Origin of the sequence: Streptomyces sp. NPDC001832 (assembly GCF_040297265.1) — a bacterium.
Lineage (GTDB): Bacteria > Actinomycetota > Actinomycetes > Streptomycetales > Streptomycetaceae > Streptomyces.
In genome coordinates this window covers 27,852-48,830 of record NZ_JBEOYU010000015.1, presented here as the reverse complement: position 1 = coordinate 48,830, position 20,979 = coordinate 27,852, and the positions used below count along the sequence as shown (strand labels likewise).

General features: G+C 69.4%; 20 protein-coding genes. 8 read left to right on the top strand and 12 right to left on the bottom strand.

All coding sequences use genetic code 11. The annotated features are described in order from the left end of the window. Positions 1 to 69: 69 nt before the first annotated feature. On the bottom strand, positions 70 to 1,269 hold the full coding sequence (locus ABT115_RS14790) for a PucR family transcriptional regulator (RefSeq protein WP_351788697.1): 1,200 nt from the start codon (positions 1,267 to 1,269) through the stop codon (positions 70 to 72). A 146-nt stretch (positions 1,270 to 1,415) separates the two neighbouring features. Here ABT115_RS14790 and ABT115_RS14785 point away from each other — a divergent pair, with 146 nt between their 5' ends. Further along, on the top strand, positions 1,416 to 2,072 hold the full coding sequence (locus ABT115_RS14785) for a pirin family protein (RefSeq protein WP_351788694.1): 657 nt from the start codon (positions 1,416 to 1,418) through the stop codon (positions 2,070 to 2,072). A 36-nt stretch (positions 2,073 to 2,108) separates the two neighbouring features. Here ABT115_RS14785 and ABT115_RS14780 read toward each other — a convergent pair whose 3' ends face one another. Continuing rightward, positions 2,109 to 2,510, bottom strand: a complete 402-nt coding sequence (locus tag ABT115_RS14780; protein WP_351788691.1) for a hypothetical protein — start codon at positions 2,508 to 2,510, stop codon at positions 2,109 to 2,111. A 333-nt stretch (positions 2,511 to 2,843) separates the two neighbouring features. Here ABT115_RS14780 and ABT115_RS30880 point away from each other — a divergent pair, with 333 nt between their 5' ends. Beyond that, positions 2,844 to 4,010, top strand: a complete 1,167-nt coding sequence (locus ABT115_RS30880; RefSeq protein ID WP_502969092.1) for an eCIS core domain-containing protein — start codon at positions 2,844 to 2,846, stop codon at positions 4,008 to 4,010. Between the two features lie 75 nt (positions 4,011 to 4,085). On the opposite strand, the gene ABT115_RS14770 is transcribed toward ABT115_RS30880, so the two are convergent. Both ABT115_RS14770 and ABT115_RS14765 read right to left on the bottom strand, forming a co-directional pair. Continuing rightward, positions 4,086 to 4,352, bottom strand: coding sequence for a DUF397 domain-containing protein (locus tag ABT115_RS14770; protein ID WP_351788688.1), 267 nt, complete (start codon positions 4,350 to 4,352; stop codon positions 4,086 to 4,088). Beyond that, positions 4,336 to 5,160 (bottom strand): helix-turn-helix domain-containing protein, encoded by an 825-nt coding sequence (locus ABT115_RS14765; protein ID WP_351788686.1) that lies wholly within the window; start codon positions 5,158 to 5,160, stop codon positions 4,336 to 4,338. Before ABT115_RS14765 ends, ABT115_RS14770 begins: the two co-directional genes overlap by 17 nt. Before the next feature lie 85 nt (positions 5,161 to 5,245). On the opposite strand from ABT115_RS14765, the gene ABT115_RS14760 reads away from it, so the two are divergent. Beyond that, positions 5,246 to 5,683 (top strand): ATP-binding protein, encoded by a 438-nt coding sequence (locus ABT115_RS14760; RefSeq protein WP_351788684.1) that lies wholly within the window; start codon positions 5,246 to 5,248, stop codon positions 5,681 to 5,683. A gap of 6 nt (positions 5,684 to 5,689) precedes the next feature. Here ABT115_RS14760 and ABT115_RS14755 read toward each other — a convergent pair whose 3' ends face one another. Further along, entirely contained in the window at positions 5,690 to 6,511 is an 822-nt protein-coding gene (locus ABT115_RS14755) for a serine hydrolase domain-containing protein (protein ID WP_351788681.1), read from the bottom strand. 146 nt (positions 6,512 to 6,657) lie between these two features. Here ABT115_RS14755 and ABT115_RS14750 point away from each other — a divergent pair, with 146 nt between their 5' ends. The 3 genes from ABT115_RS14750 (at position 6,658) to ABT115_RS14740 (ending at position 8,819) form a co-directional block, all read left to right on the top strand. Beyond that, entirely contained in the window at positions 6,658 to 7,206 is a 549-nt protein-coding gene (locus ABT115_RS14750) for a GNAT family N-acetyltransferase (RefSeq protein WP_351788679.1), read from the top strand. Positions 7,207 to 7,341: 135 nt separating this feature from the next. After that, positions 7,342 to 7,803 (top strand): MerR family transcriptional regulator, encoded by a 462-nt coding sequence (locus tag ABT115_RS14745; protein ID WP_502969096.1) that lies wholly within the window; start codon positions 7,342 to 7,344, stop codon positions 7,801 to 7,803. Then, positions 7,803 to 8,819 carry an aldo/keto reductase gene (locus ABT115_RS14740; protein WP_351788676.1) on the top strand — a complete coding sequence of 339 codons (1,017 nt, stop codon included), beginning with the start codon at positions 7,803 to 7,805 and terminating at the stop codon, positions 8,817 to 8,819. Before ABT115_RS14745 ends, ABT115_RS14740 begins: the two co-directional genes overlap by 1 nt. A gap of 51 nt (positions 8,820 to 8,870) precedes the next feature. On the opposite strand, the gene ABT115_RS14735 is transcribed toward ABT115_RS14740, so the two are convergent. The 6 genes from ABT115_RS14735 to ABT115_RS14710 form a co-directional block, all read right to left on the bottom strand. After that, positions 8,871 to 9,929: an alpha/beta hydrolase gene (locus ABT115_RS14735; protein WP_351788674.1), complete on the bottom strand. Its 1,059-nt coding sequence runs from the start codon at positions 9,927 to 9,929 to the stop codon at positions 8,871 to 8,873. A 175-nt stretch (positions 9,930 to 10,104) separates the two neighbouring features. After that, a complete protein-coding gene (locus ABT115_RS14730) occupies positions 10,105 to 10,788 on the bottom strand; it encodes a response regulator (protein ID WP_351788671.1) in 684 nt (227 codons plus the stop codon). Further along, entirely contained in the window at positions 10,785 to 12,125 is a 1,341-nt protein-coding gene (locus tag ABT115_RS14725) for a sensor histidine kinase (RefSeq protein ID WP_351788668.1), read from the bottom strand. Before ABT115_RS14725 ends, ABT115_RS14730 begins: the two co-directional genes overlap by 4 nt. Positions 12,126 to 12,373: 248 nt before the next feature. Then, complete coding sequence (locus ABT115_RS14720) at positions 12,374 to 13,342, bottom strand: DUF4429 domain-containing protein (RefSeq protein WP_351788665.1); 969 nt, start codon at positions 13,340 to 13,342, stop codon at positions 12,374 to 12,376. 84 nt (positions 13,343 to 13,426) lie between these two features. Further along, positions 13,427 to 14,638 (bottom strand): alpha/beta hydrolase, encoded by a 1,212-nt coding sequence (locus tag ABT115_RS14715; protein ID WP_351788662.1) that lies wholly within the window; start codon positions 14,636 to 14,638, stop codon positions 13,427 to 13,429. 232 nt (positions 14,639 to 14,870) lie between these two features. Then, the gene (locus ABT115_RS14710; RefSeq protein ID WP_351788659.1) at positions 14,871 to 15,542 is read right to left on the bottom strand and encodes a TetR/AcrR family transcriptional regulator; all 672 of its coding nucleotides are present in this window, start codon (positions 15,540 to 15,542) and stop codon (positions 14,871 to 14,873) included. Between the two features lie 118 nt (positions 15,543 to 15,660). Between ABT115_RS14710 and ABT115_RS14705 the strand changes: the two genes are divergently transcribed. Both ABT115_RS14705 and ABT115_RS14700 read left to right on the top strand, forming a co-directional pair. Next, positions 15,661 to 17,268 (top strand): MFS transporter, encoded by a 1,608-nt coding sequence (locus ABT115_RS14705; protein ID WP_351788656.1) that lies wholly within the window; start codon positions 15,661 to 15,663, stop codon positions 17,266 to 17,268. Between the two features lie 178 nt (positions 17,269 to 17,446). Then, the gene (locus tag ABT115_RS14700; RefSeq protein ID WP_351788653.1) at positions 17,447 to 17,824 is read left to right on the top strand and encodes a peptidase inhibitor family I36 protein; all 378 of its coding nucleotides are present in this window, start codon (positions 17,447 to 17,449) and stop codon (positions 17,822 to 17,824) included. A gap of 62 nt (positions 17,825 to 17,886) precedes the next feature. Here the strand turns inward: ABT115_RS14700 and aceE are convergent, their stop codons facing one another. Then, complete coding sequence (gene aceE / locus ABT115_RS14695) at positions 17,887 to 20,619, bottom strand: pyruvate dehydrogenase (acetyl-transferring), homodimeric type (protein WP_351788650.1); 2,733 nt, start codon at positions 20,617 to 20,619, stop codon at positions 17,887 to 17,889. Positions 20,620 to 20,979 lie beyond the last annotated feature (360 nt).

Sequence of the window (20,979 nt, the reverse complement as noted above, 5' to 3'; positions counted from 1 at the left end):
ACGGTCCCGAACACCCGTGGGGACAGGGACGAAGAACCGTATGGGGAATTGTTGACGTCCGACAAAAGTCTAGGACTGAGGATCTCCGGCGGCCAAGCGCCCCAGGATCAGGGCGATTCGCAGAGTGAACGCCGAGCGGACATCGGAAGGCGACCACCCGGTGACGTCAGTCACACGTCGGAGCCGGTAGCGCACGGTGTTGGGGTGGACGAAGAGCATCCTGGCCGCGCCTTCCAAGCTGCTCGCCTGCTCCAGATACACACTCAGCGTCTCCAGGAGTGCAGAACCCGCTTCTTCCAGCGGTCTGTAGATCTCCTCCACCAATTGGTCCCGCGCGGCAGGGTCGCCCGCCATCGCGCGCTCCGGCAGCAGATCGTCGGCCAGCACCGGTCGCGGGGCGTCCTGCCAGGCACTGCACGCCTTGAGCCCGGCGGCCGCCGCCTGCGCGGACCGGGTGGCCGCCAGCAGGTCGGGCACCACGGGCCCGGCAACGACGGGACCTGCCGCGTACGGGCCGATCAGCGCCTTCGCGACATGCAGCGGGTTGTTGCTGCCGCCCGCGATGACGACCAGCCGATTGCCGAGCACCCCGGTCAGGACCTGGAGCTTGGCGTGCCGGGCGGCCCGCCGGATCGCCTCCACGGTCAGTTCGCTGTCGCCGTCCGGGGCCGTACCGAGCACCACACAGACATGTTCGGGGGAGTTCCAGCCGAGCGCGGCGGCCCGGGACACGGCGCCCTCGTCGGCCTCACCGGACAGCACGGCGTTCACCACGAGCGATTCCAGCCGGGCATCCCAGGCGCCGCGGGCCTCGGCGGCCTGCGCGTACACCTGGGCGGTCGCGAAGGCGATCTCCCGCGCGTAGACGAGCAGCGCCTCCCGCAGCACCGACTCGTCACCGGGCGCGGCAACGTCCTCGATCGCGGCCTCCATGACCTCGATCGTCGTACGCACCATCTCCACGGTCTGCCGCAGGGTGATGGCCCGGGTCAGCTCACGCGGAGCCGTACCGAACACATCGGTGGAGATGGCCTGCGGGGTCTCCGGATGCCGGAACCACTCGGTGAACGCCGCGATTCCGGCCTGGGCCACCAGGCCGATCCAGGACCGGTTCTCCGGTGGCATCGCCCGGTACCACGGCAGCGACTCGTCCATGCGGGCGATCGCGTTGGCGGCCAGTCGGCCGGAGGACTGTTCGAGGCGTTTCAGGGTCGCGGCATGCAGGTGGGCGGCGTTGGCGGCGGGCTGCTCAGGATCGGGTCGGGGCACAAACACAAGACTGCCTCATCGGACGACGTGCTCGGAGAGCCGGGGCGGCCGCGGGTCGTACCGTCGGGTGATGACCCGGGCGCGAGCCGTGCCGCCGGGCGGCGGCACGGGGGCCGCAGGGAGCCGCTCCGGGCTACCGTGGACGGGTGATATCCGTACAGCGCTCCGACGACCGCTTCAGGGGCGGGGACGAGGCGGCCGGCATCGAGTCGCTGCACGCCTTCTCCTTCGGCAGCTTCTACGACCCGGACAATCTGCGCTTCGGCGCGATCCTGGCGTGCAACGAGGAGCGGCTGGCGCCCGGCGCGGGCTTCGACGAACACCCGCACAGCCACACGGAGATCGTCACCTGGGTCGTCGAAGGCGAGCTGACCCACCGCGACTCGACCGGTCACGCCACGGTCGTACGCGCCGGGGACCTTCAGCACCTCAGCGCCGCGTCCGGCGTGCGCCACGTCGAACGCAATGACGGAGACTTTCCGTTGACGTTCATACAGATGTGGCTCGCGCCGCTCGGACCGGGCGGCGAACCCTCGTACACGATCGTCCGCAGCCTCGCCGACTCGACGCCGTACGCCCTCCCGGCGGCCGACGCGATGCTGCACGTGCGCCGACTGGGCGCGGGGGAGCAGGCGGCGGTGCCGGACGCGGCGCGGGTGTACGTCAATGTGGTGGCCGGGTCGGTCCGGCTCGGCGACGAGGAGCTGGAAGCGGGCGACTCGGTGCGGATCACCGGCGAGGAGGGGCTGGACCTGGTGGCGGCGGAGCCGACCGAGGTGCTGCTGTGGGAGCTCGGCGGCTGAGAACGGGGGTGCGACCGGGATGCCCGGCCGTGCGGGCTACGCCCTCGGGGTGTCGGTGAACTTGTCCAGCTCGCGCATTGCCTCGGCGTGGGCGCTCATCCGGCGGCTCAGACTGCCGCTGGTGAAGAGCGCCACACCGACGATGGACACCGGCAGGGACAGCCCGAGCACAGCTACCGCCTCGGGCCAGTCGCGTTCGTCCGCGCAATAATCTCCGCGCTGCAAGCCTTGGTTGGCCGTGCCGTACTCGGTGAACAGCCGAGACCGGCACTCTGCGGGGTACTTGTCGTCGGGCTCCCTGTCCACCTTGTACGGCGTCAGCAGCAGTACGGCGCACCAGGCCCACAGCAGCGCGGCGAGGGACAGCAGACCGATGCCCCAGGCCCGTATCCGCGTGGCCCGGTCGCGAAAGTCGAGGTCGTACTCACGTGATCGCATGGCGGACGAATCTAGCAGCGCCCGCACATGCCCCATCGCGGCTCGTCGGCCCAGGTCAGTCCCACCTCTACGTACCAGTGCGCGGGCTCGGCCGGGTGGCGGTGTTCCAGCGCGAGCAACCGCATCCCGGTTCGGGGCAGTTGGGTCTGTCCGTCGAGCCGACCGATCCTGCCCTCGTGTACCTGGCTCGCACCGGCATGGTCCGCATAGTGATGGAGGGGCCACCACCCCGTGCACCCCTCCGGAAGGCTTCTGATGCGCGCACGCGAATCCGACCACACCCATGGTTCCGCTGGTTCCGCCCGTGCGCGTACGCCGCAGAGGAGCCCGGACGTGAGCGAGATCCCCGCGCGTACACCGCTCGCCCTGCAGAGCAGCCTCGGCAATGCCGCCGTCGTCCAGCTGCTCCGGCAGGCGGGGCACCCCTGGGCACAGCCCGAGGAGCACCAGCACGACGTGCAGCGTTCCGCCGTCCAAGACGTCCTGCGTACCGGCGGCAAGCCCATGGGCACCGTGCTCCGGGAGGAGATGGAGGCCCGACTCGGCGCCGACTTCTCCGACGTACGCATTCACGACGACAGTGCCGCACGGGCCTCCGCCGCCGAGGTCGGTGCCCGCGCCTACACCTCCGGCCATCACGTCGTCGTCGGCGCCGGCGGAGGCGACAAACACACGCTCGCCCACGAGCTGACCCACGTCATCCAGCAAAGGCAGGGCGCTGTCTCCGGCACCGACAACGGCGCGGGCCTGCGGATCTCCGACCCTTCGGACCGGTACGAACGGGCCGCTGAGCAGAACGCCCGCCGGGTCATGTCCTCGCCGGTACGGACCGGGGCGCCCGGCGACCGGGAGACCCCCGGACCAGGCGTGTCCCCGACCGTGGAGACGCCGGTCCAGCGTGCCGGCGACTGGAAGAACAACCCGACGAAGAACGCCCTGGCCGCGGAGAAGACCGCCAACCCGGGCAACGCGCTGGTACACACCCTGCACCACATCGTGCCCAAGTCACTGCTGGAGAGTTTTGCCGGGCTCCTCACCGCGACCCAGCTGACCGACGTCGTGACCGCGCTGGCGCCGCACGCCCCGACGGCGTTCACAACGGGCAACACCCAGGTCGGCGCCGTCTCCAAGGCCCTGAAGAACATACCCGCCAACTTCGCCCTCGGCCCCGAACCGGCGGTCAGGAACGACGACCCGGGCAGCAGCGGACCGGACCTCAACTACACCGAGGACGGTGCCATTACACCCCGGTCCGAACACCTGGAGCACGTCTACGACTTCATCGAGCGGAAGGTCAGCGCCGCGGCGGCTGTCACTCAGGTGGAGCTGCAGAGTCAGTTCATCGCTCCGATGACGCAGGCATGCATCGAGCACAATGCCGTGATCGCCAGTCTCGGTCTCGCCAACGGTGTGGGTCTCGACCCGAACCGCACGTCCTGGTCGGGTGACGCGGCCACGCGGTCCCAGCGCCGGACCCACATGATCGAACCGCTCGTCTGAGAATCTGCGAAGGGGGCTCGGGACGGCCACCGGTCGCCCCGAGCCCCCTTCGCCGTTCGGGCTTCGCGGCGCCTCTCAGCGGAGCCCGTCCACGAAGCTCTGCCAGGCGTCGGCCCCGATGGTCAGGACGGGGCCGTCGGGGTTCTTGCTGTCGCGCACGGGAACGGCGCAGGGCAGGCTGTCGGCCACCTCGACGCAGTCGCCGCCGGTGTTTCCGCTGTAGCTGGACTTGCGCCAGGCCGCACCGCCGGTGACGGTGCACTCGACGCATTCGCCGCCGTTGGTGCCGCTGTACGACGACTTCCGCCACTGTGCTTCGGCCAGTTCACGGCTGGTCTCCATAGCGTTCCTCCATCACACGAGCGATCAGTGTCGCCGAGTCCTCGGGGGAGAGGGCTGTGGCTTGCAAGCGAGCGTAGCCGACCGAACGTTCCTTGATCACTTGGGGATTGGCGGTCATGTGCCCCTGGTCGTAGCTCTCCACGTAGAACAGATCGGGGTCGTCATCGAACCTGAGCAGGGTGAACGACCCCATCATTCCCGTGTGCTGGCCGACGGAGAACGGAAGCACCTGGATCTGCACCCAGGGGTCGTCGCGGAAGTCCAACAGCTGTGCCAGTTGTGCCCGCATGACACCACGTCCGCCGACTTCCTGGAGCAACGCGGCTTCGCTCAGGACGACCCACAAGGCGGGCGGATTGTCGCCCTTCAGGATCCGCTGGCGGTCCAGCCGGGCCGCCACCATCTCATCGACCTTGCTCGGGTGGTCGACACCGAGTAGCGCCCGCGCGTACTCCTCCGTCTGCAACAGCCCGTACACCAACTGCGCCTGGTACGTGGAGATATACACGGCGCACGACTCCATCTCCGCGTACGGCTGGAACCAGGTCGGCAGCTGGCTGCGCAGGACCAGGCCGATCAGCCGTGAGAACACCCCATCCGTGCCGAGCGCCGCGTCCAGCCGCTCGGAGAAGTCGCGGGTGGGGACCTTCTTCGTCGTCTCGATCTGGCCGATCAGCGAGCCCGTGCAGAAGATGATGTCGCCGAGCTGCCCCTGCTTGAGGTTGTTGGCCTCTCTCTGGCGGCGCAACTCCCAGCCGTAGTAGTCCAATGGGGAAGCACTGGGGTCGAGTGTCTGGATGTTGGCCACGGCTGGGCACCTCCGGCGTTCAACGCCTCACGGCGTTCGTTTCCGTACGTAGCCGAGCGTAGTCATGTCGCTGCACTCTGCTGACATGAATCACGTAATTGATCCGCAGGCCGACGACCTGCTGGAGCCGACCTACCGCGCCGACTTCGCGATCGGTGAGCATTCGGCCCGGCATCTGCGCCGCATCCTGCGGCTCTACCTCACCGGCTGGGGTCTTCTCGACGTGGCGGACGCGGCCGAGTTGGCGCTCACCGAGCTGATCGCCAATGTCGTACGGCACGTCCCCGGCCGCCGCTGCCAGACGCTCATCTTCCTGCTCCCGGACGGGGGCGTGCGCGTCGAGGTCGCGGACACTTGCCCGGAGCTGCCCCACGTGGTCGCGGGCGATGCCCTCGACGAGGGAGGGCGAGGGCTGATGCTGGTCGATGCCGTCACCGACCGGTGGGGCGCGGAACCGCGCCGCGACGGCACCGGCAAGACGGTGTGGTTCGAGTGCCTGGCCACGAAAGCGGCCGACGGGTGACGTCGCTCAGTGGCCCGAGCCGAGCTCCGCGAGCACCGCGTCCGTGAACGCCGGCCACACCTCGACCGCCCACGGACCGAAGGCCCGGTCGGTGAGCGCGACGCACGCCGCCCCCGCCACCGGGTCGATCCACAGGAAGGTCCCGGACTGCCCGAAGTGCCCGAACGTCGCAGGCGACGAAGAACCGCCCGTCCAGTGGGGCGACTTGTGATCCCGGATCTCGAAGCCGAGCCCCCAGTCATTGGGGTTCTGGTGGCCGTAGCCCGGCAGCACGCCCTTCAGGCCGGGGTGTACGACGGTCTGCGCGGTCAGCACCGTATGCGGGTGGAGCAGTCGTGGCGCCTGCACCTCCGCCGCGAACCGTATGAGGTCGTCGACGGTCGAGACACCGTCCTTGGCGGGGGAGCCGTCCACCGCCGTCGATGTCATGCCCAGCGGCTCCAGCACGGCCTGGCGCACGTACTCCGGGAACGGGATGTCGGTGGCCTTGGCTATATGGTCGCCGAGCACCTCGAAGCCCGCGTTGGAGTACAGCCGCCGGGCGCCCGGCGCGGCCGTCGCCCGGTGCTCGTCGAAGGCGAGCCCGCTGGTGTGCGCGAGCAGGTGCCGGACGGTGGACCCCTCGGGCCCGGCCGGCTCGTCGAGTTCGACCGCGCCCTCCTCGTACGCCACGAGCGCCGCGTATGCCGCGATCGGCTTGGTGACGGAGGCGAGCGGGAATCGGTGCGCGGTCGGGCCGTGCGTACCGACGACGGCGCCGTCCGCTCGCACGACGGCCGCTGCCGCGGTGGGGACGGGCCAGTTGTCGATCATCGCCAGGCTCTGCATGCGTACGAGCGTAACGGGCACCGTCGGCGAGCAGTCGGCCGGCAAGATCGAGAGCCGGACAGACGGCCCCTCGGGGCTGGCCCGCGCCGGACGTAGCCTTTGAGGGAGCGTGCGGAGGCGCGGCAGAGTATTCCGGGAGCGGCCCTATGGTGATCACGTGGCGTCGGGTCGAGGAGCAGGACTTCCCTCTGCTACGGAAGTGGCTGCAGCAGCCCCATGTGAAGCGTTGGTGGAATCACGAGACGACAACCGAAGCGGTGGCGCGCGACTTCGGCCCCGTCGCCCGAGGGGAGGAGCCATCAGAAGATCTCCTCGCATTCCTCGATGGCTGTCCGGTTGGTCTGCTACAGCGCTCACGCCTGTGCGACTACCCAGAGTACCTGGCCCAACTGGCGGCCATCGTCTCTGTACCCGACGGCGCGATGACCATCGACTACCTGATCGGCGACCCCCAGCAGATCGGCCAGGGCATCGGGACAGCGATGATCCGCTCAGTCATTGAGCGAACGTGGACCGAGCACCCGGTCTCGTCGTGCATTGTCGTCCCGGTGGTCGCAGCCAACCGTGCTTCGTGGAGGGCGCTGGAGAAGGCCGGGCTGCGCCGGACCGGCGTCGGAAACCTGGAGCCGGACAACCCGGTCGATGACTGGATCCACTACCTGTACCGGGTCGACCGGCCGGGGTCTGAGGTCTGACGCGCGTCGCCGGCGGTGCCGTCACCGGATCGGAAGGTATCGAGAACGGTTCGGAGCGTGGTCGGACCGGCCGCCGAAATTCCCTCCCCGCTTGCGCTTGCTTCGAGTGCACTCCAAGGTTCTAGCGTGGAGGTCGTGACGGTGATGGAGAGCACTTCCGCAGAGACGGACACATGCACAGCGGCACCCAGGGCGCATCCGCGCCCCGAGGGCCAGGACCGCTACACCATCAGCGAGGTCGCCGCCTTCACCGGGCTCACTGCGCACACCCTGCGCTGGTACGAGCGGATCGGGCTGATGCCGCACGTCGACCGGTCGCACACCGGTCAGCGCCGCTTCACCAACCGTGACCTGGACTGGCTGGCCTTCGTCGGCAAGCTGAGGCTGACCGGGATGCCGGTCGCCGACATGGTCCGGTACGCGGAGCTGCTGCGCGAGGGCGAGCACACCTTCGAGGAACGGCAGGAGCTGCTGGAGGCGACCCGCCGCGACGTGAAGACGCGGATCGCGGAGCTCCAGGACACCCTCGCCGTCCTCGATCACAAGATCGACTTCTATGCGAGTGCCCGACGGGCACCGGAAAGGCCCTGTGCCTGATGACTGACAACAAGATCGCCACGGTGGAGCTCGGCAACGACGGCCCGCAGGTCGGTGTGCAGGGACTCGGCTGCATGGGCATCAGCGAGTTCTACGGGGACACCGATGAGTCCGCCGCCCGCGAGACGCTGGAGACGGCGCTGGCGGCGGGCGTCACCCTCTTCGACACCGCCGACGTCTACGGTCTCGGTGCCAACGAGAAGTTCCTCGCCCCGTTCGTCGGGGCGCACCGGGACGAGATCACGCTCGCCACGAAGTTCGCCATCGAGCGCAGGGACGACGACCCGCACTACCGGGGCGTGCGCAACGACCCCGCGTACATCCGCCGGGCCGTCGAGGACAGCCTTCGCCGGCTGAACACCGACGTCATCGACCTCTACTACATGCACCGCCGCGACCCGGCCGTCCCGCTGGCCGAGTCCGTCGGCGCGATGGCCGAGCTGGTGCGGCAGGGCAAGGTCAAGCAGCTCGGGCTGAGCGAGGTGACCGGCGCGGAGCTGCGCGAGGCGTACGCCGTGCATCCGATCGCCGCCCTCCAGTCGGAATGGTCGCTCTTCAGCCGGGACGTCGAACGCAGCGCCGTGCCCGCCGCCGTGGAGCTCGGGGTGACCCTCGTGCCGTACTCGCCGCTCGGCCGGGGCTTCCTGACCGGGGCGTTCACGGACGCGGCCAAGGACCTGTCGAAGGGCGACTTCCGCCAGTTCCAGCCGCGCTTCACCGGCGACAACGCGAAGACGAACGCCGCCCTGCTGGAGCCCGTCCACAAGATCGCGGCGGCGCACGGCGCTTCGGCCGCGCAGGTGGCGCTCGCCTGGGTGCAGCAGCGGGCCCAGGTGCACGGGCTGACCGTGGTGCCGATCCCGGGCACCCGCAAGAGCAGCCGGCTGCTGGAGAACGTGGCCGCCACCCGGCTCACGCTGACGGACCAGGAACTGGCGCTGCTGGAGCCGATCGCGGGGCAGGTGGCGGGGGACCGGTATCCGGACATGAGCTCGACGTCCTCCGCACGCGAGTAGTGGTCGCGGGAGGTTGTGGTGCCGGCGAACGTTCTCTAAGGACGGTGAAGCTCATCGCGCTTCCCCCTCCGTGATCGAGGCGAAGGCGCGGAGCGAGTCCGTACCGGGGGCGAAGTAGCCGGTGTGGCCGTGGGCCCTGCGGGCCGGCACACGGCGTGCGCCGAATTCCGGGCCCGTCGGGTCGGGGCCGTGGCCGAGGCCGGCCACCTCGACGTTCGGCACGTCGTCGATCCAGTCCGTGGCGTCCTTGGCGGCCCAGACCCGGGCGGTGGTGTGCAGATCCGCGACGTTGTCGGCGCGCATCCCGGGCGAGCCGAGAACGACCAGGTCCGTGGCGCGCAGTCGGGGTGCGGCGAGGCCGCACACGACGGATCCGTAGCTGTGGCAGAACACGGCGGGGGCGGGCACGCCTTCGGCGGCCAGTCCGTCCGCGAACCGGGTCAGCCGGTCGGCCCCCGTCTCGGCGAGCGAGCCCGTCGCGGCATCGATCCCGACGCCCACTGGGGTGGTGTACCCGGCCCAGGCGACGACGGCGCTCCCGCGTCCGGTGCGCGCGTACAGGGCCTTCGCCATGCCTGCCGGAGTGCCGTACACATCGTTCGTACGATCGAAGGTTCCGGCGTCGATGTCCGAACCCGGCACCACGACCGCCACATGGCGTGCGGTGATCAAGTCACCGAAGACCTCAACGACTTGGCCGCGTCCGCGCGGGTCGAAGGCGAGGATCTGCCGGTGCCCGTTCCCGGCTCCCGCTCTGGCGAGATGGGCGTACCTGGGGTCATGACTGGCGTGCAGGGAACGGGCGTTGGCCTGGTAGCGCAGTTCGACGGGTACACCGTCCAGATTGCCGACGACGAGCGGATGCCGTACGACCAGGGCCTGTTGCTGAGCGGCGGTCAACCCCCGGAAGAAACGGTGCACTTCGGCAGGCGTGGTGCTCTCAGGGTCGGGCAGCTCCCGACCCAGCGCATGATCCGAGCGCCAGGCCGCGGTGCCGGGGGGTGGCCCGGTCAGGGCCCGCTGCGCGTTTCCGGACACCCAGCCGGCAGTCCCCGCCACCACGGTGGTCGCCAGTGCGACCGCGACCAGAGTCCTTGCGTAACGGCGCATCCCGCCCTCCCTCTCCGGCTGATCCGGCTCCCGCACGCCGTTCCGCGCGACAGGGAGGAAGGTAGGAAGAGGGTGGGTCCGGGTGCGTCGGACCAGGGGGCCAAATGGGGAGTGCTACCGGGGTAGGGAGTGTAGGGGGGACTGCCGGGTGAGGGAAAACCCCCGCTGGCCCCCGCTAACCCTCGCCCGGCACCACGACCCCCGCCTCGTACGCGAAGATCACCGCCTGTGCGCGATCCCGCAGATCCAGCTTCGCCAGCACCCGCCCGATGTGCGTCTTCACCGTCTGCTCGGCCAGCACCAGCCGCCCCGCGATCTCCTGGTTGGACAGCCCCCGCGCGATCAGCTCAAGCACTTCCGTCTCGCGCGGAGTCAGCCCGTTCAGCCGCAGTGCCTGCCCGCTCCGGGTGGCCCCGGACGGCCCCTGCCGGGCGAAGTCCGCGATCAGACGCCGCGTCACGGACGGCGCCAGCAGCGCCTCACCCGCCGCGACCACCCGTACCGCCGAGATCAGATCCGCCGGCGGTGCGTCCTTCAGCAGGAAGCCGGACGCCCCGGCGCGCAGCGCCTCGTACACGTAGTCGTCCACGTCGAACGTGGTGAGCATCAGCACCTTGGGCAGGTGTACCACCCCCGCCGGAGGGTTCAGCAGCTCGCGGGCCGCCGCCAGGCCGTCCATCTCGGGCATCCGGACATCCATCAGGACCACGTCCGGGTGGATCCTCCGGCTGACGTCGATGGCCTGCCGCCCGTCCGGCGCCTCACCGACCACGTCGATGTCGCTCTGTGCCGCGAGCAGTGCCGCGAACCCCGCCCGCACCATGGCCTGGTCGTCGACGATGATCACGCGGATGGTCAAGAATCCTCCGAGGTCGGGGGCGGAACGGGAGCCAGGGGCAGCCGCGCGGCCACCCGGAAGCCGCCGTCGGGCAGCGGTCCGGTGTCCAGCGTGCCGCCCGTCAACCGTACGCGTTCGCGCATCCCGACCAGGCCGTGCCCGGTCCCGGTCGCCTCCAGCGGCGAACCAGGCTGCTCCGCCCGGTCGTTGACCACCAGCACGGTCAGGTATTCACCGTCGGACGTGACCGAAACCCGCGTCCGCGCACCCGGCGCGTGCCGGACCACGTTCGCCAGGGCCTCCTGCACGATCCGGTACGCCGACAGATCCACCGCCTGCGGTACGTCCGGCATATCGGCGGCCAGTGACAGTTCGGTCGGCAGCCCCGCCCGTACCGTCACCTCCACCAGCTGCTGCACCCGGTCGATCCCCGGCTGCGGCGCCCGCTCGCCCTCCATGTCCTCGCTGCGCAGCACCGACAGCAGCCGCCGCATCTCCGCAAGGGACTCCCGCGCGCTCGCCGCGATCGCACTGAACTCCTCGCACGCCTCCTGAGGCAGCCCGCTGATCCGGTAGGGCGCGGAATCGGCCTGGACCGTGATCACGGACATGTGGTGCGCGACCACGTCGTGCAGCTCACGGGCGATCCTGGTGCGCTCCTCCAACAGCGTCCGCTGCGCCCGTTCGGCCTCGCTGATGGTCTCCTGTTCGGTGAGCCGACGCTGTGCGTCGCCCCGTTCCCGTACCGCCGCGCCGATCACCAGGACCACCGCGCCGAGGATCACGAGCAGCAGTGCGCTGCCGTTGCTACGCTCCGGCGAGATCAGGTGCAGGATCAGGCTCGCCGCGCCCGTCGCCACCCAGACCGCGGCCAGGGTCCGCCGGGTCTCGCGCAGGGCCAGCGCGAGCAGCAGGAAGAGGTAGCCGATCAGGGTGGGCGGGGGCCACGGCCAGATCTCGTACGCGCCGACCGGATATCCGAGCAGCGCCGCCGCCCCCAGGATGTCGGCCGGGAAGACGATCCACCAGGCCTGCAAAGGCCGGTGCGCCAGCATCAGGAGCGGCACCGCCTGCGCGACGGCCAGGGCTCCCGCCAGCCCTCCGTTCACGCCGTACTGGTCGGTCAGGACATTGATCGTGACCGGGACGAAGGTCGCGACGAGGGCGATGACGACGGCGTACGGCAGCAGCCGCTGCCACCGCTTCGGTGCGTCCGCCAGGAGGGGTGTCGCGGGATGGGACGGGTGAGAGAGCCTGTGAGCAATCTCGCGCAGATTGCGCCGGGCGGCGCTCACCAGGCCGTCGACGGGCGGCGGTGGAGGTGTCTGGGGTGGCGTGGGCGGTGGGGAAGTGGACATGGCTGGACCAGCGTAGGCAGCGGGCCGTCAGGTGGCGTCATACCGGGGTTCCGGTCCACCGCAGTCGTTCTCGTACGGGAGTACTACCGTACGAACCGACCCCTGCCCCGGGCCCGCGCGGGCCGGACCGCGACCTCCGGCTCGCGCGCTCCGACTCCCAGCCCGCGCTCCGACCCCCAGCGCGCGCCCGGCGCTCCCGGCTTGCGCTTCGACTCCCGACTGCCGCCCCGCGCCCCGCCCCCCAGCGCCTACAGCTCGGCGAGCAGTTGGGCCTTCTTCGCACTGAATTCATCGTCCGTCACCAGACCCGCCTGGTGCAGCTCCCCGAGGTGCCGGATCCGCTCCGCGATGTCCGCGGGATCGCGCCGCCCCACGCCTGCCGGTACGGCGGCCGGCGCGGCGGTGGTCGGCTGCTTCCTGCGGACGGACTCCAGTACGGCCGCGGCGAACGGCAGCGACTCGTGCACCGGGCCATAGCCGAGGCCGAAGATCACTGCGGCCGGGTCCTGATCGGCCCGGGTGGGGCGGGATGCCATCTGCTGTGCGCTCTGCGCCGTGCCTGTACCGGTCCCCGTGACCGGCTCCGCAGCCATGCCGGTGCCGGTACCAGGGCCGGGCCCCGGAGCCACACCCTCCAGGCCCCTCGGCAGCAGCCGCAGATAGCCGTCGAAGGCCTCCGGCGAGCGCCACTCGACGCCGCTCAGCTCCGTCACCGGGAACGTCTGGTCGCCTGCCTTCCACTTCGCCGTGGAGGCGCCCGTCCAGAACCAGCGGAAGGAGATCCGGTCCCCGTCGAAGCTGGCCCGGCCGTCGTACGCCTTGAACCGCATCGGCGCCTCGGGGGCCGCGACCAGGAACCGGTCGGTGGACTCCGCGGCGTCGGGACCGAGCAGGGCACGCAGTTCGTCCGCGTAGTACTCGGCGAGTGTCTCGCGCTCGGCGGGGAGCACCAGCCGGTACGGATCGCAGCCGTCCTTCAGCTGCCCGGCCGCAGCCTCCAGTAACGGGTCGGCACCGGGTCTCGGCACCGCGTGCAGGACCACCGTGCCCCGCTTGCCGGGGGTCAGCGTCACCGCCGACAGCGCCGCGTGCGGGACGCGGCGCTCACGCAGGCTCTGGAAGAGCTTCGGCGTGCGTATCCCCCGTTCGAAGCGGATGAGTACGGAGTCGGTGTCGAACTCCCAGGTGGCATGAATTCCGGCCAGCACATCACCCATGTGCCTCATCGTATGCGGCATTTGCCCGCACGTCCCCCCTTGGCGTAAGTCCCGATTTGCGGCCGCCACCGGCCCGCCGCCCCGTCAGACTCTCTGGCTGCCGGTGACTTCGTCGTTGCAGGCGCTGCCGGATCTCGCACAGCTCACCGAGCCGTAGGCCCCCACACCGATCGCGGCGAAATTGCTGAGGCTCTCGGTGCCCGGCTCGAAATAGCCGCTGTGCCCGACCGCACCACCCGCCGAGACGACGCGGGCGCCGAAGCCGGGGTCGACCGGATCGGCGCCGTGCCCGAGACCGCCGAGCTCCAGGTTCGGTACGTCCGCGATCCAGTCGTCGTCGTCCCGCATCGCCCACACCCTGGCCCCGGTGCGCAGCTGCCCCGCGTTCTCCACCCGCATGCCGGGGCTGCCCGCGACCGCGATGTCGGCGACCCTGGAGGGCAGTTCATGTGCGGCGACCCCGCACAGCACCGAGCCGTAGCTGTGGCAGAACAGCGAGACCTGGGCGCCGCCGGGCAGTGCGCCCACCAGCGCCTTCAGCCGCACCGCCCCGCGCTTGGCGAGGTTTCCCAGGGCCGCGTCCATACCGACTCCGGCGGGCGTGGTGTAGTCGGCCCAGGCGATGACGGCGGTACGGGTGCCGGGCCGCGCGGCGCGTTCCGCCGCGTACAGCGACTTCGCCATGCCGACCGGGGCGGTATTCACCTTGGGGGCGGGCCGCTCCAGCGTCAGCAGGTTGGTGTCGACGCCGGGGACGATCACGGAGACCCGCTCGGCCCGGTCGAGATCACCGAACACTTCTGCGGCGCGGCCCTTTCCGGACGGGTCGAAGGCGAGGATGTGCCGACCCTCGGCGAGCATCGACTGGAAGCGGTTCATCCGGCGGAGCGCCTCGGCGCGGCCCTCGGGGGAGAGCCTCGCGTCATGCATGCGCTGCCGCTCGACCGTCCGCGCCTGAGCCAGGGCCCGCCGGTTGGCGTGGTAGCGCAGGGTGACCGGGGCGCCGTTCAGATTGCCCACGACCAAGGGGTACTTGTCGGCAAGACGGGTGCGCTGAGCGGCCGTCAGCGCGGCGAAGAACTGCGCCAGGCGGTGCGGCGACGCGTCGGCGTCCGGCAGCGCATGACCCGCTACGTGGCCCCGTGCCCAGGAGGCGAGTGCGACGGCACGTGGCTCGTCGGAGGGTGGATGACGTACAGCGGTCCAGCCAGTGGTCGCCAGCATCACGAACACAACCGCGACGGCGAGCAGCGCGCGCCATGCGGTGAGGGTGGGGGAGGAGTCGAAGGAAGTCACTTCGGCCCACATTAGGAGACGCGCGACGGCAGTCGTGAAGAGGGTGACACACATCACCCGGCTGTCGGGATTTCAAGAAGGTTCATTTCACGCTGTGTTGGTGCGACGCACGCACTCAGGCGCTCAGAGTGCCCCCGGAGCGTCGCACATGGCCATCGGGGCACGGCTGTTGTGAAGCCGGTCATGCCGCGGCACTGAGGCGTGCGGCATATCTGACGGAGTTTCCGTATCGCTAACCGAGCCCACTGCCGGTCTCCGCCCGCCAGTTCCCGGCCAGTGCCGGCCCGAGCTGGTCCAGGTACGCCTCGGTCAGTGTGCGCAACGAGTCCACGCTGATGTCCCGCCCCTGCCCCCAGAGCTGCCCGGTCACCCGCATCACCCCGCAGAACACGGCCACGGCGACCCTCGGCCGGGGGTCCGTGTTCACGTCGAGCCCCTCGCGCTCGGCGATCAGCAGCGCGATCTGGTTCTGCAGATCCATGCTGCGCCGCAGGTGGGCGGCGAGCAGCGACGGAGTCGACTCGATCATCCGGTACGTACGCATATGGAGTTCGACCGTGACGATCGCCTCGATCGCCTCACCGATGCTGTTCCAGGCACAGAGGATCGCGCTGCGCATCGCCGCGAACGGGGCTTCCGTGGCGGGACGCCGGCGCAGCTCCGAGAGGAAGCGCGACTCCACCATCTCCTGGACGGCGAAGACGGCCTGCTCTTTGCTGGCGAAGTGGCGGAAGAAGGTGCGCTGGGAGACCTCGACGGCTTCGGCGATCTCGTCGATGGTGGTCTCCTCGTACCCCTGGTTGATGAAAAGATCGAGGGCGGCGTGCAGCAGGGCGTCCCGGGTGCGTCGCTTCTTCAGTTCGCGCAGTCCGGTCGGACACACGGCCTGCTGCTCATCGGTCACTGAAGTGGTCCTCTTTCTCCTGCTTTTACCCAGCTCAGCGTACCTGTGAGCTACGTGACAGTTATCGACTTGTGAATCAGTTTGTCAACTGTCAGCGACTGACATTAATCTCCCGAGCATGACTAGTCAGACCACCGTCGAAAAGGCGTCGCGGGAGCCGCAGGACACCGTGCCCGCACCTGCCAAGGGGCTGCGCGGCCACCCCTGGCTGACGCTCTTCTCCGTGGCCATCGGCGTGATGATGGTCGCGCTCGACGGCACGATCGTCGCGATCGCCAACCCCGCCATCCAGCAGGACCTGGGAGCCTCGCTCGCCGACGTCCAGTGGATCACCAACGGCTACCTGCTCGCCCTCGCGGTCTCCCTGATCACCGCAGGCAAGCTCGGTGACCGGTTCGGCCACCGCCAGACCTTCCTCATTGGTGTCGTCGGCTTCGCCGTGGCATCCGGGGCCATCGGCCTCTCCAGCAGCGTCTCACTGGTGATCGCGTTCCGGGTGCTCCAGGGCCTCTTCGGCGCCCTGCTGATGCCCGCCGCGCTCGGCCTGCTGCGCGCCACCTTCCCGGCCGAGAAGCTGAACATGGCGATCGGCATCTGGGGCATGGTGATCGGCGCCTCGACCGCGGGCGGCCCGATCCTCGGCGGTGTGCTCGTCGAGCACGTCAGCTGGCAGTCGGTCTTCTTCATCAATGTGCCGGTCGGCGTGATCGCGCTCCTGCTGGGCCTGGTGATCCTCAAGGACCACCGCGCCGAGAACGCGCCGCGCTCCTTCGACATCGGCGGCATCGTGCTGCTGTCGGGGGCGATGTTCTGCCTGATCTGGGCGCTCATCAAGGGCGCCGAGTGGGGCTGGGGCGACTACAAGACGCTCGGCTTCCTGGGCGCGGCCCTGGCTCTGTTCGTGGGCTTCGCCTTCTCCCAGAAGAAGGTCAAGGAGCCGCTGATCCCGCTGGCGATGTTCCGGTCCGTGCCGCTGTCCGCGGGCACGGTCCTGATGGTGCTGATGGCCTTCGCCTTCATGGGCGGGCTCTTCTTCGTCACCTTCTACCTCCAGAACGTGCACGGTCTGAGCCCCGTCGACAGCGGTCTGCACCTGCTGCCGCTGACCGGGATGATGATCGTCGCCTCGCCGCTCGCGGGCGCCGCGATCACCAAGTTCGGCCCGCGGGTCCCGCTGGTCGGCGGCATGCTCTGCACGTCGGTCGCGATGTTCGGCATGTCCCAGCTCGAGGTCGGCACCAGCACCCTCACCATGTCGATCTGGTTCGGTCTGCTCGGCCTCGGCCTCGCCCCGGTGATGGTCGGCGCCACCGAAGTCATCGTCGGCAACGCCCCGATAGAGCTCTCCGGTGTCGCGGGCGGTCTGCAGCAGGCCGCCATGCAGGTCGGCGGCAGCCTCGGCACGGCGGTGCTGGGCGCGGTCATGGCCTCCCAGGTCGACTCGAAGCTGGCCGACAACTGGACGGCCGCGCAGCTTCCGCCGCTCTCGCCGGAGCAGCTGGACGCCGTTTCCTCGGCCGTCGAGGTCGGCGTACCGCCGGTGGACGGCAACACTCCGCCGGAGGTCGCGGCGAAAATCGCGGGCGTCGCCCATGACACGTTCGTGTCGGGCATGAGCACGGCATTCATGGTCGCCGGCGTCGTCGCGCTGGTCGCCGCGCTGGTCGCCACGCTCACCAAGCGCGGTGCGAATGCCGGGGCGGGCGCGGGCGTAGGTCACATCTGATCGCTCGTCGTGATGCCTCCCTGAGGCGTCAACACAGTGCGTAGAACAGCCCCGCCGGACCATTCCGGCGGGGCTTGTCGCCTATCAGGGTGGTATGGCCCGCAGCCCCTTCCCCAGTCCTTGCCCCGCAGGTCAGGGTGCGTGCAACTGATTCGCACCACCACGGGGGTCGATTTCCATGCGTACGACCGTTCTTGCCGCTGCCCTGGCCGCCACCGCCTTGGCCGCCACTGCCCTGATTCCGCAGGCCGCGGCCCAATCCGCACCCGCCCGGCCCGGGGACTGCGGAAGTGGTCAGCTCTGTCTCTGGGAGAAGCCGGACTTCACGGGCGCCCGGCAGATTCATGAGCTGTCCACCATCGACATCGAAAGCTGTGTTCCGCTGCTGGCGGGCAGCAAGGTCCAGGCGCTCGCCAACCGCACCGGCAGGCCCGTCACCACGTACCAGTCGGCGGAGTGCGCCGAGACGGGTGAGTTCGAGACCTATCCGGGCGGCGGCACCTGGGTGCCCCAGTCCCCGTACCAGGTCAGGGCCTTCAAGGTCTGGGAGAACTGATCGCAAACGCTGAAGGGCGGCGGGACCAGGAGGTCCCGTCGCCCTTCAGTCATGGTTCGTCGTTACGCGTCGCCGCCGGCCGCACCCGGGTGGGCCGCGGTCACATCCAGCAGCTCGTACCGGTCGATCGCCGTCTTCAGCAGCGAACGGTCGATCCGGCCCTCCTTCGCGAGCTCGGTGAGCACCGCGAGGACGACCGACTGCGCGTCGATGTGGAAGAACCGGCGGGCCGCACCACGGGTGTCGGCGAAGCCGAAGCCGTCCGCACCCAGCGACTGGTACGCACCGGGCACCCAGCGCGCGATCTGGTCCGGCACGGAACGCATCCAGTCCGAGACCGCCACGAACGGGCCCTCGGAGCCGGAGAGCTTCCGCGTGACGTACGGGACGCGCTGCTCATCCTCCGGGTGCAGCAGGTTGTACCGCTCCACATCCACGGCCTCGCGGCGCAGCTCGTTCCAGGAGGTCGCCGACCAGACGTCCGCCCTGACGTTCCACTCGTCGGCGAGGATCCGCTGAGCCTCGACCGCCCACGGGACTGCCACACCGGACGCCATGATCTGGGCCGGGATCTCGCCCCGCTCGGCGCTCTTGTAGCGGTAGATGCCCTTGAGGATGCCTTCGACATCCACGTTCTCGGGCTCGGCCGGGTGCTGGATCGGCTCGTTGTAGACGGTGAGGTAGTAGAAGACGTCCTCACTGTTCTCGCCGTACATCCGGCGCAGACCGTCCTTGACGATGTGCGCGATCTCGTAGCTGAAGGCCGGGTCGTACGCGACACAGCCCGGGTTGGTCGAGGCGAGCAGCTGTGAGTGGCCGTCCGCGTGCTGGAGACCCTCACCCGTCAGAGTCGTACGACCAGCGGTCGCACCCAGCACGAAGCCGCGCGCGAGCTGGTCGGCCATCTGCCAGAACTGGTCACCGGTGCGCTGGAAACCGAACATCGAGTAGAAGACGTACACCGGGATCAGCGGCTCGCCGTGCGTGGCGTACGCCGAACCCGCGGCGATCAGAGAGGCCGTGCAGCCGGCCTCGGAGATGCCGTCGTGCAGCATCTGACCGGTCGGCGACTCCTTGTACGTGAGCAGCAGATCACGGTCCACCGACTCGTACTGCTGACCGAGCGGGTTGTAGATCTTCGCGCTCGGGAAGAACGCGTCCATGCCGAAGGTGCGGTACTCGTCGGGCGCGATCAGCACGAAACGCTTGCCGATCTCCTTGTCCCGCATGAGGTCTTTCAGAATGCGGACGAACGCCATGGTCGTGGCGATCGACTGCTGACCCGAACCCTTCTTCGCGGTCGCGTACGTCTTGTCCTCGGGGAGGGGCAGAGGCTTCGCGCGCACCACACGGGTCGGGACATAGCCGCCCAGACTCTTGCGGCGGTCGTGCATGTACTGGATCTCTTCCGAGTCGCGGCCCGGGTGGTAGTAGGGCGGGTAGCCCTCGTCCAGCTGCTTGTCCGTGATCGGGATGTGCAGCCGGTCGCGGAACCGCTTGAGGTCCTCGACCGTGAGCTTCTTCATCTGGTGGGTCGCGTTGCGGCCCTCGAAGTTCGGTCCGAGCGTCCAGCCCTTGACCGTCTGCGCGAGGATCACCGTCGGCTGGCCCTTGTGGGCCTTGGCCGCCGCATAGGCCGCGTAGACCTTCTTGTGGTCGTGACCGCCGCGGCCCAGGTGCAGGATCTGGTCGTCGGTCATGTCCTTGACCATGTCGCGCAGCCGCGGGTCGTCCCCGAAGAAGTGCTCACGGATGTACGCACCGGACTCGGTGGCGTACGTCTGGAACTGGCCGTCCGGCGTGGTGTTCAGCTTGTTGACCAGGATGCCCGTGCGGTCCTGCGCCAGCAGCGGGTCCCAGGAGCGGTCCCAGACCAGCTTGATGACATTCCAGCCGGCGCCGCGGAACTGCGACTCCAGCTCCTGGATGATCTTGCCGTTGCCGCGCACCGGGCCGTCGAGGCGCTGCAGGTTGCAGTTGACCACGAAGGTCAGGTTGTCCAGGCCCTCACGGGCGGCGATGGAGAGCTGGCCGAGCGACTCGGGCTCGTCCATCTCGCCGTCGCCCAGATACGCCCACACATGCGACTGGGAGGTGTCGGCGATGCCGCGCGCCTCCATGTAGCGGTTCATCCGGGCCTGGTAGATCGCGCCGAGCGGGCCGAGGCCCATCGAGACGGTCGGGAACTCCCAGAAGTCCGGCATCAGCCGCGGGTGCGGGTAGCTGGACAGGCCGTTCGGCGCCTTCGACTTCTCCTGGCGGAAGGCGTCGAGCTGCGCCTCGCTCAGCCGGTCGAGCAGGAAGGCGCGGGCGTAGATACCCGGGGACGCGTGCCCCTGGAAGAAGATCTGGTCGCCGCCCAGACCGTCGTCCTTGCCCCGGAAGAAGTGGTTGAAGCCCACGTCGTAGAGCGAGGCCGAGGAGGCGAAGGTGGCGATGTGGCCGCCGACACCGATCCCCGGACGCTGGGCACGCGACACCATCACGGCCGCGTTCCAGCGGGTCGCGTTGAGGACCTTGCGCTCGATCTCCTCGTCGCCGGGGAAGAACGGCTCGTCCTTCGTGGCGATCGTGTTCACGTAGTCCGTGCTGCGCATCTCGGGCACGGCGACGCGCTTCTCGCGCGCACGCTCGATGAGCCGGAGCATCAGATAACGGGCCCGCTCACGGCCTCGCTCGTCGACGGCGGCGTCGAGCGAGTCGAGCCATTCCCGGGTCTCTTCGGGATCGAAGTCCGGGACCTGGCTCGGCAGGCCGCCAATGATGATCGGGTTGCGATCGGATCCGGAAGCCACGCTGTTCCTTCGCTATTAGGTGCTGCTCTACGGGGCCTGGTTATAAGGGAGGACATGCCCCCGGGATGTATGCATGTACGCCATGACCATCGTGTACCGCGGGGGCGCAAACGTCATCTCTACCGAGGGGTAACCGCCGTGTTGCGAGACATCGCGACCATGGCGCGCGGATGGGCTGTTCCAAAACGCAACCATACGCCCAACCCGTCCAAGCGTTCCCAAAGGATGCTCGACTCCGAATGGCGGACCGAAACGGCATAAGCTATGCAAGGACGTAAAGGGTGTGACGGTAGCGTCGGCCCCCGTAGGGGGCCTGCCGGCAGTGCGACGACGTGGCAGGGAACGTCACCGTTTAGGCGG

Bases quoted from the DNA above. Each gene is read 5' to 3' on its own strand.
- ABT115_RS14780 (WP_351788691.1), bottom strand. From the start codon at position 2,510: ATGCGATCACGTGAGTACGACCTCGACTTTCGCGACCGGGCCACGCGG.
- ABT115_RS14740 (WP_351788676.1), top strand. From the start codon at position 7,803: ATGACTGACAACAAGATCGCCACGGTGGAGCTCGGCAACGACGGCCCG.
- ABT115_RS14750 (WP_351788679.1), top strand. From the start codon at position 6,658: ATGGTGATCACGTGGCGTCGGGTCGAGGAGCAGGACTTCCCTCTGCTA.
- ABT115_RS14705 (WP_351788656.1), top strand. From the start codon at position 15,661: ATGACTAGTCAGACCACCGTCGAAAAGGCGTCGCGGGAGCCGCAGGAC.
- ABT115_RS14725 (WP_351788668.1), bottom strand. From the start codon at position 12,125: ATGTCCACTTCCCCACCGCCCACGCCACCCCAGACACCTCCACCGCCG.
- ABT115_RS14770 (WP_351788688.1), bottom strand. From the start codon at position 4,352: ATGGAGACCAGCCGTGAACTGGCCGAAGCACAGTGGCGGAAGTCGTCG.
- ABT115_RS14735 (WP_351788674.1), bottom strand. From the start codon at position 9,929: ATGCGCCGTTACGCAAGGACTCTGGTCGCGGTCGCACTGGCGACCACC.
- ABT115_RS14700 (WP_351788653.1), top strand. From the start codon at position 17,447: ATGCGTACGACCGTTCTTGCCGCTGCCCTGGCCGCCACCGCCTTGGCC.
- ABT115_RS14760 (WP_351788684.1), top strand. From the start codon at position 5,246: ATGAATCACGTAATTGATCCGCAGGCCGACGACCTGCTGGAGCCGACC.
- ABT115_RS14755 (WP_351788681.1), bottom strand. From the start codon at position 6,511: ATGCAGAGCCTGGCGATGATCGACAACTGGCCCGTCCCCACCGCGGCA.
- ABT115_RS14720 (WP_351788665.1), bottom strand. From the start codon at position 13,342: ATGGGTGATGTGCTGGCCGGAATTCATGCCACCTGGGAGTTCGACACC.